The following is a 16,407-nucleotide window of genomic DNA, read 5'->3' as shown; positions in this document are numbered from 1 at the left end:
TTTCGAAGGATTTTATAGGCTCTAGTTTTGTGTGGATTCCATAATAATACATGCACAATACGTATCTTTGCCACCTAAAATTTAGGAATGCGAATACATTTTATTGCAATAGGAGGAAGTGCCATGCACAATTTAGCGTTGGCCCTAGAACATAAAGGATATGTTATTACTGGTAGTGACGATGTTATTTTTGAACCTTCTAAATCTAGATTGGCAGCAAAAGGATTACTACCCGAAAAGTTTGGTTGGTTTTCTGATAAAATTACTGGTGATTTAGATGCTATTGTATTAGGTATGCACGCCAAAGCTGATAATCCAGAATTGTTGAAGGCGCAAGAATTAGGGATTACAATTTATTCTTATCCTGAGTTTTTATATGAGCAATCTAAAAATAAAACCCGAGTAGTTATTGGTGGTAGCCATGGTAAAACAACCATTACTTCAATGATACTTCATGTGCTTAACTTTCATGATATTGAGGTTGATTATATGGTAGGTGCACAATTAGACGGTTTTGATAGAATGGTGCATTTGACAGAAGATAATGATTTTATCGTGCTAGAAGGCGATGAGTATTTGTCTTCACCAATAGATCGCAGACCTAAATTTCATTTATACCAACCTAATATTGCTTTGTTAAGTGGTATAGCTTGGGATCATATCAACGTATTCCCCACTTTTGAGAATTACGTAGAGCAGTTTAAAATATTCGTTGATAGTATTGTAAATGGTGGTTCCATAACATATAATATAGAAGATGAAACAGTAAAAGAAATCGTTGAAGCCTCTGAAAATGCCATTAGAAAATTACCGTATACCACACCTGAATATAGTGTTGAAGACGGAGAAACTCTTTTGGAAACGAATGAAGGACCAATGCCTATTGAGGTTTTTGGGAAACATAACCTAAGCAATTTGGCAGGTGCAAAGTGGATTTGCCAAAATATGGGTGTTGATGAAGATGATTTCTATGAAGCTATTGCAACTTTTAAAGGCGCATCTAAACGTTTAGAAAAAATAGCTGAAGGTAATTCAAGTATTGCGTATAAAGATTTTGCACACTCCCCAAGTAAAGTTGCTGCTACTACAAAAGCGGTGAAAGAGCAATACCCAAATAGAAAATTGATTGCTTGTTTAGAGTTGCACACGTACAGTAGTTTTAATCCTGAATTTTTAAAGGAATACAAAGGTGCTTTAGATGCTGCCGACGAGGCGGTTATATTCTTCTTGCCAGAATCTGTAGCTATTAAGAAGCTAGAGGCAGTTACTCCCGAACAAATTTCAGAAGCCTTTCAAAGACAAGACTTAAAGATATTTACCGATGCAGCTTCCTTTCATGAATACTTGGAAAGTCAGCCGTACGATAACACCACATTGTTACTTATGAGCTCAGGTAATTACGGCGGATTCGATTTGAACAAATTTCAACAGTTGATGAGTTAAGATGGAAGTACAGTATTAAGTACAAAGTACGAGGTACAATGTTGGAATAGAGAAAATAGAGGAAAGAAAATAAATTAAAGAGTACAAAGTAATAAGTAAAAAATACTGAGTCTTTTTGAACTTGATTTTTGAGCTTGAACTTGAACTTGTTTTTTTCCAACAACCAATAACCAACAACCAACAACCAAGTTACACTCCGAATTGCTTTAAATGATGATCTAAATGTTTGTATTGCATTTGTCCCCATTGCTCTTTGGTAAAAGGTCCGAATGCAGGGTGCGGATACCATTCTTCACGATTACGAACCGCATAAAAATCATTCACCAAAGTTTTGAGGGTTTCATGTTCAGTACTGAACACTTTAGCTTCTTTTGTTTTTAGCCGAGGTGCAGTCGGTAAATTTTTTCGCCATGGCTTATCATTATATAACGACTTTTTAAAGAAGGTTTTTATGAACCAATTGCCTTTAGAAGTGTTGGGTGTATTTTTAATAGCTAATTTTAAAGGATATTGACAATGCCAACACATTTGCCCAACGGTCATCTTACCCCAACCTTTCTCAGAGGTTTCTGAGAGTTGCTCTATTCTACCTTTAATTTCTAGGTACGCCTCTTCGTTTAAAATCGATTTCATGGTTGGTTTTTTAATTGTCGCGTAAATTTACCATAAAATAATTTGTTCTGTATCTTTAGCCAATGCATGATAAACCAACTTCGTTATCTATTAAAAATTGGTCAGATGATGATAAGCCAAGAGAAAAGCTAGTACATAAAGGTCGTTCGGTATTATCTGATGCTGAATTGATTGCCATTTTAATAGGTTCGGGTAGTAGATCAGAAAGTGCGGTTGAACTGTCTAAACGTATTTTGGCATCTGTAGATAACAACCTCAATGAATTAGGTAGACTTTCTATAAAACAACTCATGACCTTTAAAGGTATTGGCGAAGCAAAAGCAGTAAGCATAGCAGCTGCTTTAGAAGTAGGAAGAAGAAGAAGGGGAGAAGATGCCGCCAAAATTGAAAAAATAGGGAGTAGTAAAGATGTTTACGAGATTTTACAACCGCTGTTGGGTGATTTAGAACATGAAGAATTCTGGATTCTTTTTCTCAACAATTCCAACAAAGTATTGCATAAAGCGCAGTTAAGTAAAGGTGGGATTACAGGTACTTTGGTAGATGTTCGTATAGTTATGAAACAGGCATTAGAATTAGGCGCAGTAGCAATTATACTTGCTCATAATCACCCTTCAGGTACATTAAGACCTAGTGCTGCAGACAAACAGATTACTCAAAAGATAAAAGTTGCTAGTGAAACTTTAGATATTAAAGTGTTAGATCATTTGATCATTACCCAAAAAAGTTACTATAGCTTTGCAGATGAAAAAATTCTATAGATGTTATTGATTTATACACATAAAATCACACCACGTCTTACCTATATCATGAGGCATATCTTCGTGAATATATTGGGTGTAGAACTTGATTTTACCACTAAGGTAGAGGAGTTTATAAAACATACCGGGCCAAAAATAACGTATACAAAACAACCACTACAGAATGAATTTTTTGTTCGGAGTAACGAGTTGCTTTTTGAGCAGGGCATTAATGATATTGAATTAAATATTGCGGCGTGGGAAGATGTACCTTGTTTTTTTCAGGCAGGGGAGCGTAGTAACCTACCGTTTGATATTTTTGCCGCTAGTTTTTTTCTGCTTTCAAGGTATGAAGAGTACTTGCCTCATGTAAAGGATATTCACGGTAGATTTTCTCCGAAAGATAGTATTGCTTTCCAAAACGGATTCCTTCAAAAACCCGTAGTGGATATTTGGGCATTCAAACTTTTGGATGCGTTAAAAGAGCGTTTTCCTGATTTAGAACATAAACAGAAAACATATGATTATATTTCTGTAATTGATGTGGCAAATTCTCATTGTTACGCCAATAGGGGAATTGTACGTGGGATGTTTGGTATGCTGATGGATCTAGGTACATTTAAGATTAAAAGAGTCGTTGATAGAATTGCAGTAGGGTTTAATAGGATGAAAGACCCCTATGATAATTATGCAGAATTAATTGCACTACACAAAAAATACAAGGTTAAATGTAATTTCTTTTTTCAGTTTGCAGATTACTCAAAGTATGATAAAAACGTATCTACTAATAGTATCAAATTTAAGTCACTTATAAAATATGTAGCAGATTATGTGCCGGTATCATTGGCAGCTAGTTACAGTTCTTTTACAAATTTAGAGCTTTTGAAAAAAGAAAAGGCAAATTTAGAAGAAGTGATTAACAGACCGGTAAATAACTCTAAAATGCGTTATAATAGGGTAGATGTACCACAAACATATCGTAATTTAATTGCAGCCGAATTTACCAATGACTATACCATGGGCTATACCTTTGAGCTTGGGTTTAGAGCGGGTACGTGCACTACTTTTCAGTTTTACGATATACCGTTAGAAGTAAAGCAGCCTATAAAAGTGCATCCGTTTGCGATTCATGATATATCGCTGTCAAAAATAAAAAAAGATCAAGATGTGTTTCGTCAAATTGAACTAATAACGAACGAGGTTAAAAAGGTTAATGGAACCCTGATCGCTATGTTTTCAAATGAAGTATTGGGTAACACTGAAGATAGAGATTGGATGAGTATGTACACTGAAATAATAAAGCAACAGCATGTTTGAAAATAGGGTAACAGATGTATTTTTTGATTTAGATCACACCCTTTGGGATTTCGATAAAAACTCGGCACTTACATTTCAAAAGATATTTAAGGATCAAAAATTAGACATAGCCCTTCCTGATTTTTTAGAAGTATATATGCCTGCCAATTTGAAATTCTGGAAATTGTTTCGTGAAGAAAAAATCACAAAAACGGAATTGAGATATCAGCGGTTAAAATCTGTTTTTGATATTATGGGTTATGTTGCCTCCGATGATTTAATAAACCTGTTATCAGAAGAATATATAAATCACTTATCCTCTTTCAACACCCTTTTTCCTAATACTATCGAGGTGTTAGATTATTTACAACCTAAATATAAATTGCACATCATTACCAATGGTTTTCAAGAAGTTCAAGATAAGAAGCTTAGAAACTCTGGTATTCATAGCTATTTTGATCAGATTATAGACTCGGAAATGGCTGGGGTGAAAAAACCCAATCCGATAATTTTTAACTTGGCATTAAGCAGAGCTGACGCACTACCAGAAAAATCATTAATGATCGGCGATAGTTTAGAAGCTGATATTATGGGAGCACAATCGGTAGGCCTGCACACCATACACTTTAATGCCCACAAAGAAAAAACGCATACTGTAGCACCAATTATTTATGATTTGCAAGAAATAAAATCGTTTTTATAGAGTTACTACTACTATAGATTAATGCTTTGGCATTTAAATTCTGCAGTGGCGATGAAAGAGGTACGTATTCTATTTTTACTATTTTTCGGTTTTCTACTGGTAACTTCTTGTTCTGAGAATCAAGATTTTGACCAGATAGATGCTTTGGCAGTTACGCCAACTTTAGAAGCAAGTATTTTTTACGTTAAAGCTCAAGAGAGTTTAATTAATAGGGTATCGGGATTAAGTTTTTATACCCAAGAATTTAATTTTGATGCTTTTGAAGAGCCTTTTTTTACCAAAAGAGTTATATCTGGCGTCATTAGCTATGAGTTAGAAAATACGACCAGCAAACCCATAGAAATTAGACTTGAATTTTTAGATGAGGCAGAGAATATTTTAGATACCGAAGTTTTTAATATGGATGCAGCACCTACGTCGGTCTTAATGCGAGATGTGGCTTATGGACCAACAGGTAAAAGTCTCGATATTATAAAAATAACTTCTAAAATTAGATTGACGGCCATTAATCTTGGCGATAACAGTAGTGAGTCTAATTTGGCAGACCCTTCAATAGTGCTTCGTTCTAGCGCAAAATTCACATTAGAATTGCGATGAGATTATTCCGTTGCCTTATTATTATAAGTATGCTATTTACTTTGAGTCTTAAGGCTCAGAATAAGCAAATACTTTATGATTTTAATGAAATACCGCAATCATTATCTGTTAACCCTGGTGTAGAATCTGATTTTAAATGGTATGCAGGGGTGCCTTTGTTATCTGGTATTTCTGGGTATGCAGGTTTTAATGCGATTTCTATCAATGATATTTTCGCAAACGATGGTGTTGACATTAATGTAAAATTTAGAGCGCGGGCTTTAGATGTACTTACCCCTAAAGACGAATTCAGTACTACTATTCAAATGGAGTATTTAAACGGCGGATTCAGAAGTGAGAACCCGAATATATTCTATTCATTTGGCGGTTACCTTGAGCTAGACAATATAAGCTACTGGCCTCAAGATTATGCCTATTTGTTATTTGATGGAAATGCAGATCAATTGGGTAGAAGTTACGATTTGGGTGATTTAAAAGTTCGTGGTTCTCTAATTAATGTTTTTCATTTCGGTATCAATAAAATAATAGACCGCAATTTAACGATTGGTGCAAGAGCTAAATTGTATTCAGCAATAGCAGATTATAGTTCTTCTACCAACAACGGGCATTTACGTAATGTAGAAGGTCAAAACAACACGATCGCTAGTAATCTTAATGCCGATTTACTTTTACGAACATCGGGGTTTCAAGCTTTAGATGATGCCAATGATTCTGAAACTTTAGGTAATGAAATTATAAGTAGAGCACTTTTAGGCGGTGATCTAGGTTTAGGTCTAGATTTTGGTTTTACATATCACTTGTCTGAACGTACCACAGTAACCGGTAGTTTATTAGATGTCGGATTTATATATCATTCTAGTGATCCAAAAAGTTATAGCCTAAAAGGGAATACCACGGTTGAAGGTATTGAAATAGATATCTTAAATAATTTCGCTAACCTCGATAGAGATTTTTGGCAAGATCTTGTAGATGAGATCGAAGCTGAATTACCTTTTGAAACCGATACAAAGAGCTATATTTCCTTCAGACCGACAAAACTGTATGCATCATTAAGAAACGATTTTGGTGAGCCCTTTGGTAATGGTGGGTCGCAAAGTTGCGATTGTACAGCCGGTTCTTCTGGCGGTGGAGAATTGCGTACAAAATATAGAAATTCTATTGGCGGTCAACTTTACATAATCAATCGACCAAGAGGTCCGCAAATGGCACTCACCGGATTTTATACGCGCAGAATAGGAAATATTTTAGCACTTAAGGGTACATATACGGTCGATAAATTTTCTTATACCAATGTAGGTCTAGGAATGAACTTGCAAGCCGGTCCTGTTAATTTATACATGATGGCAGATAACTTGCTGTCTTATAATAATATCGCAGCAAGTAACTATGCGTCATTTCAATTCGGAGTGAACATTATATCGTGGGGGCGTAAAAAGTAACATAGCTTCAACGCTACTTTTTATTTTTTTGGCATGCTTTTTTCATATATTACCGTGAATTTAAAATTTACAACGTTTTGAAAACAGTTATCGCACTTCTATTTACATTTATAGGATATTCTACTTTTGCCCAAACTAATTTAGATGATTACAAGTATGTCATCGTTCCAAAAAAGTTTGATGCATTCAAGAATATGAACGAATACCAGACTAGTACATTGGTAAAGCATCTTTTTACAGGAAAAGGATTTAATACCGTGTATGACGATCAATTGCCAGAAGATTTAAAATTTAATAGATGCCTAGGTGTAATTGCAGACTTGAAAGATGACAGTAGTATGTTTTCTACCAAGACCATTATCAACCTAAAAGATTGTAATGATAAAATTGTTTTCAGTACCATGCAGGGCAGCAGTAAAGAGAAAGAATATAAATCAGCTTATAATGAAGCAATCAGAGAGTCTATGCGCTCATTTAACGGTGTGAATTATAGTTATACTGCCAAGGACAAAAAAGATGAAACAGTAACCGTTAATTTTAGAAATGACGTTAAAAAGCTCGATGTGTCTAAAGCCTATAAAATTCTACAAGCAGAAAAGGCAACGGAAGAAGTAAATGTAAAAAAAGAACCCACAGTAATTTCTGAAGAAACTGAGAAAACTCAGTATTATAAAGACAATACTCCAGTTGAATCGAACATTAAGAAAACAGAAATCGAAAAACCTGAATTCAAAAGTTTAGAACTTAAAAAGCCAAGTACAAAAGACATGTGGTATGCGCAAGCAACTGATAATGGATATCAGTTGGTAGATAGTTCGCCTAAGGTTAGAATGAATTTATTAAAAAGCTCAGCTGATAATGTCTTTATGGCCAAGACCGATACTAAAAATGGTTTGGTGTACCAAAAAGATGGTAACTGGGTCTTTGAATATTATGAGAATGATAAATTGGTTCAAGAAGAACTAAATATCAAATTCTAAAAATCATATTTTGACTTCCACCTGTTTTTTAGAAAATCGCTAAGGGCTTTTTCTCTGGCATTATTGCCAGGTTTATAGAATGTAGTTCCTTTTATTTCATCGGGTAAAAATTCGGCATCTACAAAGTTATTCTGATAATCATGGGCATATTTATACTCTTGTCCGTATCCCAGATCTTTCATTAGTTTAGTAGGTGCATTTCTTAACGGTAATGGTACAGTAAGGTTTCCGGTTTGTTTTACAGCTTGTTGCGCTTTACCGATCGCCATATAACTTGCGTTACTTTTTGCTGAGGTTGCAAGGTAAATTGCACATTGACTTAACACTATTCGCGCTTCGGGGTAACCAATAGCTGTTACTGCTTGAAAAGTAGTATTTGCCATTACCAAAGCTGTAGGGTTTGCCAAGCCGATATCTTCAGATGCAGAAATAAGCATTCTACGGGCAATGAATTTTACATCTTCACCACCTTCGATCATACGTGCCAACCAATATACGGCCCCGTTTGGGTCGCTACCTCTAATAGATTTTATAAAAGCCGATATAATATCATAATGTTGCTCGCCTGTTTTATCATACAACACCGTATTTTTCTGAACTTTAGATAATACCAATTCGTTGGTAATAACGATAGTGTCGCCTGCTTCGGAATTTACGACTAGCTCAAAAATATTAAGTAATTTTCTGCCATCACCTCCAGATAAACGAAGTAAAGCTTCCGTTTCTTTAAGTTCAATTTTTTTAGACTTAAGCAGTGTGTCTTTCTCCATTGCCCTTTTTATGAGGTTTTCTAAATCTTCTTTTCCGAAGGCATTTAGAACATAAACTTGACAACGAGAGAGTAGTGCAGGTATAACTTCGAAACTAGGGTTTTCTGTAGTAGCACCAATTAACGTCACCCATCCTTTTTCAACGGCAGCTAAAAGAGAATCTTGTTGAGATTTACTGAAACGGTGTATCTCATCAATAAATAAAATGGGGTTTTTAGCAGTAAATAATCCACCAGCTTGTTTTGCTTTATCGATGACGTCTCTAATATCTTTAACACCACTATTAATAGCACTTAAAATATAAAAAGGTCTTTTGCTTTGCTCGGCAATAATATTAGCTAAAGTGGTTTTTCCTGTACCTGGAGGTCCCCAAAGTATTAAAGAAGGAATAATACCCCTTTTAATTTGATGCGTTAATGAGCCCTTTTCACCCACCAAATGGTGTTGACTAATATACTCATCTAATGTTTTAGGGCGTACCCGTTCTGCTAAAGGTTCGTTCATAGTACAAAAGTATACTAAACTTAAATGAGAATAAAAAAGTAGCGTGCCAATTGATTGTTAAGTAAGGTTTAGAATGACAATATGACCAATTTGTAAACGTTGGTAGTATAATTGTTATTCAAAAACAAAATCGAACGTATGTCTGAAATGGCACATTATAATTTTTCTAACAAAGTAATTGCTATTCCGCTATTAGCAATGATTTTGATATGGGGCGTGTATTGGCTAGAAATAGTTATGGGTGTCAATTTTAACGAGATGGGAGTAATGCCCAGAACGGCACTTGGCTTACGCGGGGTTGTATTAAGTCCGTTTATCCATGGATCACTTGAACACTTATATAACAATACGATCTCTTTAGCAATCTTACTCGCCGCCTTGTGGTATTTTTATAGAGATGTCGCGTGGAAGGTGGTTTTATATGGAATACTATTATCAGGATTTTTAACATGGATGATCGGGCGAACATCATACCATATTGGTGCAAGCGGACTCATTTATGTTCTAGCAAGCTTTATTTTTTTTAAGGGGATATTTAGCTCTTACTTTAGATTGGTAGCCCTGTCGCTGATTGTTGTTTTTATATACGGAAGTATGCTGTGGTATATATTCCCGGTAAAAGAAGGTATGTCTTGGGAAGGACATTTGGGAGGTTTCTTAACCGGATTGTTTTTAGCTAAGGTCGTAAAAGCCCGTATACCACCAACCAAAAAATATGAATGGGAAAAAGAAGGTTTTAATGAGGATGATGACCTTTTTTTGAGACACTTTGACGAAAACGGAAACTTTAGGGAATTACCCAAAGAGAAAGATATCGATGAAGATAATAGTTTGAAAATTAACTACATCTTTAAGGAAAATCCCGAAAATGAATCTGATAAATAATATAGAATTATAAGCGTTGACGTACTGCTTCGTACAAGAATACGGCACAAGCCACAGAAACATTCAATGATTCTATTTCACCAAGTAGCGGTAATTTCGCTCTATAATCTGAAGCTTTCAAAATAGAAGGTGTAATACCACGATCTTCAGCCCCCATTACAATTGCAATAGAATCGGTAAAGGGTACATCATACACAGAATCATCTGTTTTTTCGGTAGCCGATACAATTTTAATACCCGATGCCTGTAAATAGAAAACGGCATCTTTTAAATGATCAACCTTTGCAATTGGCACTCTATATGCGGCACCAGCTGAGGTTTTAATAGTATCTGCCGTTACAGGAGCAGCACCTTTCTTTTGAACAATAATACCATCGACACCAGTACATTCTGCCGTTCTAATTATCGCTCCGAAATTACGTACATCAGAAAGCTGATCGAGCAATAAAAATAAAGCCGGACCTTCTTTTTCATTCGCTTTCTCAACTAAATCTTCGAGTGTATGAAATTCGATAGGGGAGATGTTGGCAACAGCACCTTGATGGTTGCTTTTGGTAAGTCTGTTTAATTTTTCAATAGGTACATAGACCATATTGATTTCATTACGACGCAATAAACTTTCCAATTCTTTCATAAGGTCGCCTTTAAGACCTTTTTGTAGAAATACCTTATCTATCTCTTCATTTGAATTGACAGCTTCTATAATGGCTCTTAAGCCATAAATTTGAGTGGTTTTTTGCATGGGGCAAAGGTAAATAAAAACCGCCCAATATTTGTAGGGCGGTTTTAAATAATAAGATTAAATATTTTTCAAATAGTTACAGGTCAAGAGCCAATATTGCCGGATCGTCTTTTGCATAGTGGTATGCTCTCCAGAAAAAACCTTGCGCAGAAAATCTCCAAACTATTTCACCTTGTCGGGTAACTTCCCAAATACCAAAATCACCTTCGGTAATTAAGGTGTTACCGTTCGGTAAACGAACAGCTCCTGATACTTTGGGCGCATATAATTCTGGGTCAGTAAAACTCCAAAGTACTTCTGGTTGAGTAAGAGCGGGTATAGTGTTTTGAGATAAATCAGCTGGTAGTTGAAGTTCATAAACTGTAGATTGCTCTAAATCACCACCATTTGTATAAACAAGTATTTTACCCGGTTCAAAAAGATTAGGATAATGATTGTTGACGAACAATCGTTTTGTAATATTATCATATTGTGTAGTAGGGTTTCCAAATCTGTAGACCAAATCACCGCCCCTTCCAAAATTGCCGCCAGAGTGAGATGTCGCCTCATTGGTATTTGTAGAATGATCTATTACCCAAACCTCACTGTAATAGTTGACACTAAGATATATTAAATCATTCGCGTCGTCATAGCTTATGCCATTAGCGTGCATAATGTTACCATTTGCTGCTTCCACATAATTTAGGTCAATTAATTGCGGATTTTCTTCAACACTGCCGAAATTAAGTTTAGTGTCATCAAAATTTTGAATTAAATGGTCTTTTGAATGCCATTCCCATACGATATCTTCGGTGGTTGGGTTTATTTCTATTATTGATTCAGGGTAAATAGCATTGTCAAGTTGATAACCATTTTCAATTGCTTCTTCAGCTGACATTTTCTCCCATGCAATTGCTAATATGTTTCCATTTGGTAATAGTTCAACATCATGGTGGGATCTATGTTCCGTATTCGAATAATCAAAGTTCCATATAGCTTCTCCGTTTTTATTTATAATTTGTATTATTCCGCCTTGACCTCCAAATGCAAACTCCAGATTGTCAGATTCAAGTGAGGCTAATAATGTACCATCATTTAATAAAATAACGTCATTACCAATTTTGCGATCACCTAATGGCCAATTATAAATTAAGTCCGCATTTTTATCCATTAGATATACACTGTTTGCAGCGGCATCATTTACTAGAACATAATGGTCTTCTATTAGTGCTTGGTTGTAAAAGGTAACAGTACCTAATTCTCCCGTTAATGTTTGTACGGAATCAATAGGTGTTTCTTCATTTTCTTCTTCGGTAGTTTCTGGGTTCTCAATTTCTTCTTCTGAGATTTCAATACTGTTATTATCATTAGAACAAGATGAAACTACGGTACATAATAAAAAGAAAAGGGCAATTTTTAAATCTGTAATGTTTAACTTAATCATAAGTAATTTTCTTTTTTTTGTTACAAGATAATATCAATTTTTTGTTTTGTAAAAGTAAGTTCGAATAGTTAGTTGTTTTTTAATTTTTCAGGAATTTTCAAATAAGATTTTGATTTAGCTTTCTTCATTTCCTGTAATTGTTCCTCACCAAATTCAGATTTATTGCCATTAAAAGATACTTTCCATATTTTACCTTGTTTTGATTCGGATATATAAAGTGATCCATCAGGTCCTTCTGCTAAACCCATAGGTCTGTATTTTGCTTCTGGCATAGTTGCAATGGTATCTTTTCCTGTAAAACCATCTGCAAACACTTCCCATTCACCTGTTGGTTTTCCGTTGTTAAAAGGAATGAATGCCACAATGTATCCTGCTTGTGGATAAGGTGTTCTATTCATAGATCCATGAAAAGCAATAAATGCACCTTGCTTGTATCGTTCAGGAAACGCATCACCTTTGTAAAATAGAAGGTCATTTGGTGCCCAATGTGCAGGCAGGCCCATGATAGGGTTTTTATAGTCAGTAGCTTCTTTTTTACCATCACCACCATATTCTGGCGCAATTAGTTTTTTATTTTTAAAATGATCGTAATAACTATATGGCCAACCAAAATTATCTCCTTCTTCAATTTTCATAAATTCTTCTGAAGGTAAAACTGCTTGGTCCCATTTGCTGAAGTATTGTGGAGCATGATTATGTAGGTAATCACGACCGTGCTGTAAACCGTACAGCGTATTGTCTTCATCGTTCCAAGAAATTGCTACCATACTTCGTATTCCGGTGGCATACAATTGCCCGTCTTGTTGGGATTGGTTCAATCTGTTTTCGTCAAATTTCCAAATGCTGCCAAGAACTTCAACACCAGGGCATGGGTTCATTCCTTTAATTTGACCAACAGAATTAGGATCTTCACAAGCATTAGTAGGTGCGCTAAATGTTACGTACATACTTCCTTTTTTATCAAAAGCCAATGATTTGGCGTTGTGCCATCTTTTAGGAAAGTAATCTGTTAAAATGACTTCTGGTTTACCATTTGGAATTAACTGATTGGAGGTTAATTTTTGTCGATATATTACTTGTTCAGAACTAAAATACAAATAGCCATTATGTATACGCATTTCTGTAGCGAAAGTACCATCATTTGGGTAGTCACCAAATCGTTGCTTTATATCGGCAACTCCATTACCCGTTGTGTCCCGTAATGCCATGTTGCCATTTGTTCCATTTGGCTCTCTTAATTTGGCATAGATGTCGCCGTTGGCATTAACCGCAATGTGTCTAGATGGACCAATACTATCTACAACCACTAGAGCTGAAAAACCTTTTGGAAAAAAAAGGCCTCCATTAATTACGAAGTCTTTGTTTGATACATTTATTTTCTCACTAGTTTCGATAGGGGTTACCGTTTTTTTATCTGAATTATTCTTACATGAAAGTTGAAGTAATACGAAACAAAGAAGTAGATAACGGGTCATTATTTTTATGAGGTTTTTTTTTGTATAAAAACAGAAATATAGATTTTCTGTAAGATTGAATACTTTTTAAAATATTCAATATAATAAAACCTTTTCAATTGAAATGGTTAAAATGAAAAAAGGGTGTAAACTTAGTTTACACCCTTTTTATTATTTATTAACTAAAAGTTTAATCAACACAGAAATCAATTGCAATTGCACCAGCAGGTGGATTTAAACCTGAGTCAGCAGCTAAATTACCATTAGGTGTTAGTATCTTGAAAGATATTTCACCATAGGTATCACCAGGAAATACCCAGTCTGCGGTTGTAGTTCCTACAGGAATATCTATAGTCGCTGTGGCGGCAGCAGTACCAGGCGTACAATCGTAAGGTGAAGCTTCATAAGGTGAACACATTCCTACTTCAAATACAGTACCGTCGTTTAGAGTAATGGTAATACCAGGACCACCGTTACCTGCTGTTTGCCAACCATCTCCATAAGCATCTTCCATTTCAATTGTCCAAGTTCCAGCAGTTGGAGGAATTGGAGGACAAACTAAAGGAATAGTATAAGTAAATGGTGATCTAAAATATGAACCACCAGATACTGTACTGTTCAAATTAGTGCTGGTAAAAGCTCTACCATCTGTAAGATTTAATACATATCTTATCGTGAAAGAATCACCCCCTGTGTAATCACTTGGTGTTAAGCCTGAGGCTGCAGCTAATTCACCTAAAGTAAGTGTAACAGTAGTACCTGGTAATCCATCAGCATTCGTTGTGAAAGCTGAAGCAGGTATAGTATTAATTAACACCTCCGCAACAGAAGATGCAGGATCGGCAGCACTATTAAATGCGCTATATACTTGAACGTCTTGTAATAGACCTCCTTGAGCATTATCTTCTACTTCGAAAGTAGTTGATACAGATGCAGTCGGGTCTGAGAAACTAAGTTCTTGAGCAGCTATCTCAGTGGCTGGAGTGGTAGATCTAAACACAGCGCCACGAGTTACTTCAGCGAAGACATCATCAATTGTCTTATTGCTGGATTCACAGGCTAAGAACCCTGTGGTTACCAACGAAAGCATCATTAAGTTTTTAATATATCTTTTCATTTTTCTTTTTTTTAGTTTGATAATGGAAATCCAGAATCAGGGTTATTATCCCAGAAAACTTTAACGGTTACTGATCCTTTTTGAGTAACAGTGTTATTGTTATTCGCATAAACTGCAGGATAAAGGAATGATCTTATAAATGCACCAGGTTCAGGTTCTCTGTCTGCTTGCAAATCACTTGGGTATCCAGTTCTTCTGTAGAAGTTAAAAGCATCAATACCGTTACCGAACAATGCTACAAAAAATTCTTTAGCAATTATATTCAATTTTTCATCACCAACGGCAGCATCATAAAGACCATCAACTTCAGCAATATAATCAGCAACATCTGTATCAGTTGGAGCAAGAGATAAATCAGCTCCGGTGTCTAATGCTCCAAATGCTAAGGTTTTATCCATTGACTTTTGAATACCATTAGTTAAGAATGTTTTTGCACCAGCAGCATTATTCGTTGCGTATGCAATTTCAGCCCTTAAGAAATCAACAGTTTGCGCTAAGAAAATTGGTGTAATTCCAGCTCCACCTGCGCCAGACCCTAAATCAATAGCTTCGAAAGTACTGTCATCGAATTCACCGCCAATAGGATAAACACCGTAAGTAGTTCTTAATTGACCATCAGGAGGTGTACCATCGTCATCTCCATGATCTCTACCCCAATACCCGTTTGGTAAATTACAGAAAGTAAATCCACCGGCTACATAATGAGGGGGTATAGGTTCAACACTACAAGATAATGTTTGTTGGTTAGGTCCATCAGAGTCAACTGCACCTGGTGTAGTTGCTGATTGTCTGTAGAAATAGTAACGAATTCTTGGATCACTTGAAGTTTTATCATTATCCATGTAATTCATTAACCAGTTACTCGTGTAATCTGCAGCTCCTTGTGGAGTATAGTTGTCACCATAATCTGGATGTCTTGAATCTGGATTTACAACATTAGAACCCCAAGTAAATTGAAAGTCTTCTGAAACAGATGTAATGTAGTTTCCACTTGTGATAATTGCATTAAAAGAACTAACGGCACTAGCGTCTACTAATCTAGTTTGCGCATAGATTTTTAGTTTTAATGAGTTAGCTAATTTTATCCATTTATCCCAGTCACCATCGTAATAGAAATCTACATCTGGACCAGCAGCGTTATCGGTAGTACTAAAATTACCAATAGCGTTATCTAAAAGAGCTAGAGCAGCAGCATAGATAGAAGCACCAGCATCGGGTGCAGGATTTAAATTGTCGATACCTTGAACTGCTTCAGAGTAAGGAACATCACCATACATATCAACAAGAGTTACCATGGTAAATGCTTCAAAAACTTGCCCCATACCGATATGACGCTTGAAATTAGCTTCTTCGGCTAAAATGTTCATTGCCCTAATATCGGTTAACATAGAGGAATATGCAGTTTCCCATTCGCCATCTTGTGAGGCAGGAGAGTATGCTTGTTGGTACAAACGTGTACCCATGTTTTCCATTCTTACTAGTGCTGCAGAATTTAATCCAACATCTTCGTTGAATCTTGCGAATTCTTCTTGAACCTTGTTCAGATATCCATCTGGGGTTGCTTGTTCAGGACTAACCGCATCTGGGTCAGTAACTAAATTAAGTTCAGTAGTCTCACACGAAAGGACAAGCCCAGCGGAGAATAAAGTTAGAACTACGTTTTTAATAAATATTTTCATTT

At 35.7% G+C, this 16,407-nt stretch carries 15 protein-coding genes; 8 read left to right on the top strand and 7 right to left on the bottom strand.

What is annotated here, in order from left to right; all coding sequences use genetic code 11:
* The first annotated feature begins 87 nt into the window (after positions 1-87).
* Positions 88-1,443 carry a UDP-N-acetylmuramate--L-alanine ligase gene (locus tag ACEN2N_RS02050; protein ID WP_441822757.1) on the top strand — a complete coding sequence of 452 codons (1,356 nt, stop codon included), beginning with the start codon at positions 88-90 and terminating at the stop codon, positions 1,441-1,443.
* A 189-nt stretch (positions 1,444-1,632) separates the two neighbouring features.
* Here the strand turns inward: ACEN2N_RS02050 and ACEN2N_RS02045 are convergent, their stop codons facing one another.
* Entirely contained in the window at positions 1,633-2,076 is a 444-nt protein-coding gene (locus tag ACEN2N_RS02045) for a DUF1569 domain-containing protein (RefSeq protein WP_441822756.1), read from the bottom strand.
* Positions 2,077-2,138: 62 nt separating this feature from the next.
* On the opposite strand from ACEN2N_RS02045, the gene radC reads away from it, so the two are divergent.
* From radC to ACEN2N_RS02015, 6 genes are all read left to right on the top strand, one after another.
* Positions 2,139-2,837 (top strand): RadC family protein, encoded by a 699-nt coding sequence (radC, locus tag ACEN2N_RS02040; RefSeq protein WP_299321138.1) that lies wholly within the window; start codon positions 2,139-2,141, stop codon positions 2,835-2,837.
* 48 nt (positions 2,838-2,885) lie between these two features.
* On the top strand, positions 2,886-4,133 hold the full coding sequence (locus tag ACEN2N_RS02035) for a polysaccharide deacetylase family protein (RefSeq protein WP_441822755.1): 1,248 nt from the start codon (positions 2,886-2,888) through the stop codon (positions 4,131-4,133).
* A complete protein-coding gene (locus ACEN2N_RS02030) occupies positions 4,126-4,815 on the top strand; it encodes a YjjG family noncanonical pyrimidine nucleotidase (RefSeq protein ID WP_441822754.1) in 690 nt (229 codons plus the stop codon). Before ACEN2N_RS02035 ends, ACEN2N_RS02030 begins: the two co-directional genes overlap by 8 nt.
* A gap of 21 nt (positions 4,816-4,836) precedes the next feature.
* Positions 4,837-5,412: a hypothetical protein gene (locus tag ACEN2N_RS02025; protein WP_441822753.1), complete on the top strand. Its 576-nt coding sequence runs from the start codon at positions 4,837-4,839 to the stop codon at positions 5,410-5,412.
* Between the two features lie 29 nt (positions 5,413-5,441).
* The gene (locus ACEN2N_RS02020; protein ID WP_441822752.1) at positions 5,442-6,851 is read left to right on the top strand and encodes a DUF5723 family protein; all 1,410 of its coding nucleotides are present in this window, start codon (positions 5,442-5,444) and stop codon (positions 6,849-6,851) included.
* Between the two features lie 77 nt (positions 6,852-6,928).
* Entirely contained in the window at positions 6,929-7,831 is a 903-nt protein-coding gene (locus tag ACEN2N_RS02015) for a hypothetical protein (RefSeq protein WP_441822751.1), read from the top strand.
* On the opposite strand, the gene ACEN2N_RS02010 is transcribed toward ACEN2N_RS02015, so the two are convergent.
* A complete protein-coding gene (locus ACEN2N_RS02010; RefSeq protein WP_441822750.1) occupies positions 7,828-9,105 on the bottom strand; it encodes a replication-associated recombination protein A in 1,278 nt (425 codons plus the stop codon). The genes ACEN2N_RS02015 and ACEN2N_RS02010 overlap by 4 nt on opposite strands.
* 138 nt (positions 9,106-9,243) lie before the next feature.
* Between ACEN2N_RS02010 and ACEN2N_RS02005 the strand changes: the two genes are divergently transcribed.
* Complete coding sequence (locus tag ACEN2N_RS02005; protein WP_441822749.1) at positions 9,244-9,990, top strand: rhomboid family intramembrane serine protease; 747 nt, start codon at positions 9,244-9,246, stop codon at positions 9,988-9,990.
* Positions 9,991-9,997: 7 nt separating this feature from the next.
* On the opposite strand, the gene rlmB is transcribed toward ACEN2N_RS02005, so the two are convergent.
* The 5 genes from rlmB to ACEN2N_RS01980 all read right to left on the bottom strand — a co-directional run bounded on the left by rlmB (position 9,998) and on the right by ACEN2N_RS01980 (position 16,405).
* Positions 9,998-10,732 carry a 23S rRNA (guanosine(2251)-2'-O)-methyltransferase RlmB gene (gene rlmB / locus ACEN2N_RS02000; protein ID WP_423997939.1) on the bottom strand — a complete coding sequence of 245 codons (735 nt, stop codon included), beginning with the start codon at positions 10,730-10,732 and terminating at the stop codon, positions 9,998-10,000.
* 76 nt (positions 10,733-10,808) lie between these two features.
* Entirely contained in the window at positions 10,809-12,155 is a 1,347-nt protein-coding gene (locus ACEN2N_RS01995) for an arylsulfotransferase family protein (RefSeq protein WP_441822748.1), read from the bottom strand.
* Positions 12,156-12,223: 68 nt separating this feature from the next.
* Complete coding sequence (locus tag ACEN2N_RS01990; RefSeq protein ID WP_441822747.1) at positions 12,224-13,630, bottom strand: PQQ-dependent sugar dehydrogenase; 1,407 nt, start codon at positions 13,628-13,630, stop codon at positions 12,224-12,226.
* Positions 13,631-13,799: 169 nt separating this feature from the next.
* Positions 13,800-14,726, bottom strand: a complete 927-nt coding sequence (locus ACEN2N_RS01985) for a hypothetical protein (RefSeq protein WP_441822746.1) — start codon at positions 14,724-14,726, stop codon at positions 13,800-13,802.
* A gap of 11 nt (positions 14,727-14,737) precedes the next feature.
* Positions 14,738-16,405 carry a SusD/RagB family nutrient-binding outer membrane lipoprotein gene (locus ACEN2N_RS01980; RefSeq protein WP_441822745.1) on the bottom strand — a complete coding sequence of 556 codons (1,668 nt, stop codon included), beginning with the start codon at positions 16,403-16,405 and terminating at the stop codon, positions 14,738-14,740.
* Positions 16,406-16,407 lie beyond the last annotated feature (2 nt).

Origin of the sequence: Maribacter spongiicola (genome assembly GCF_052119685.1) — a bacterium.
Classification (GTDB): Bacteria; Bacteroidota; Bacteroidia; order Flavobacteriales; family Flavobacteriaceae; genus Maribacter; species Maribacter spongiicola_A.
The sequence above is the reverse complement of the archived record's forward strand: the minus strand, read 5'-3'. Positions and strand labels throughout refer to the sequence as shown.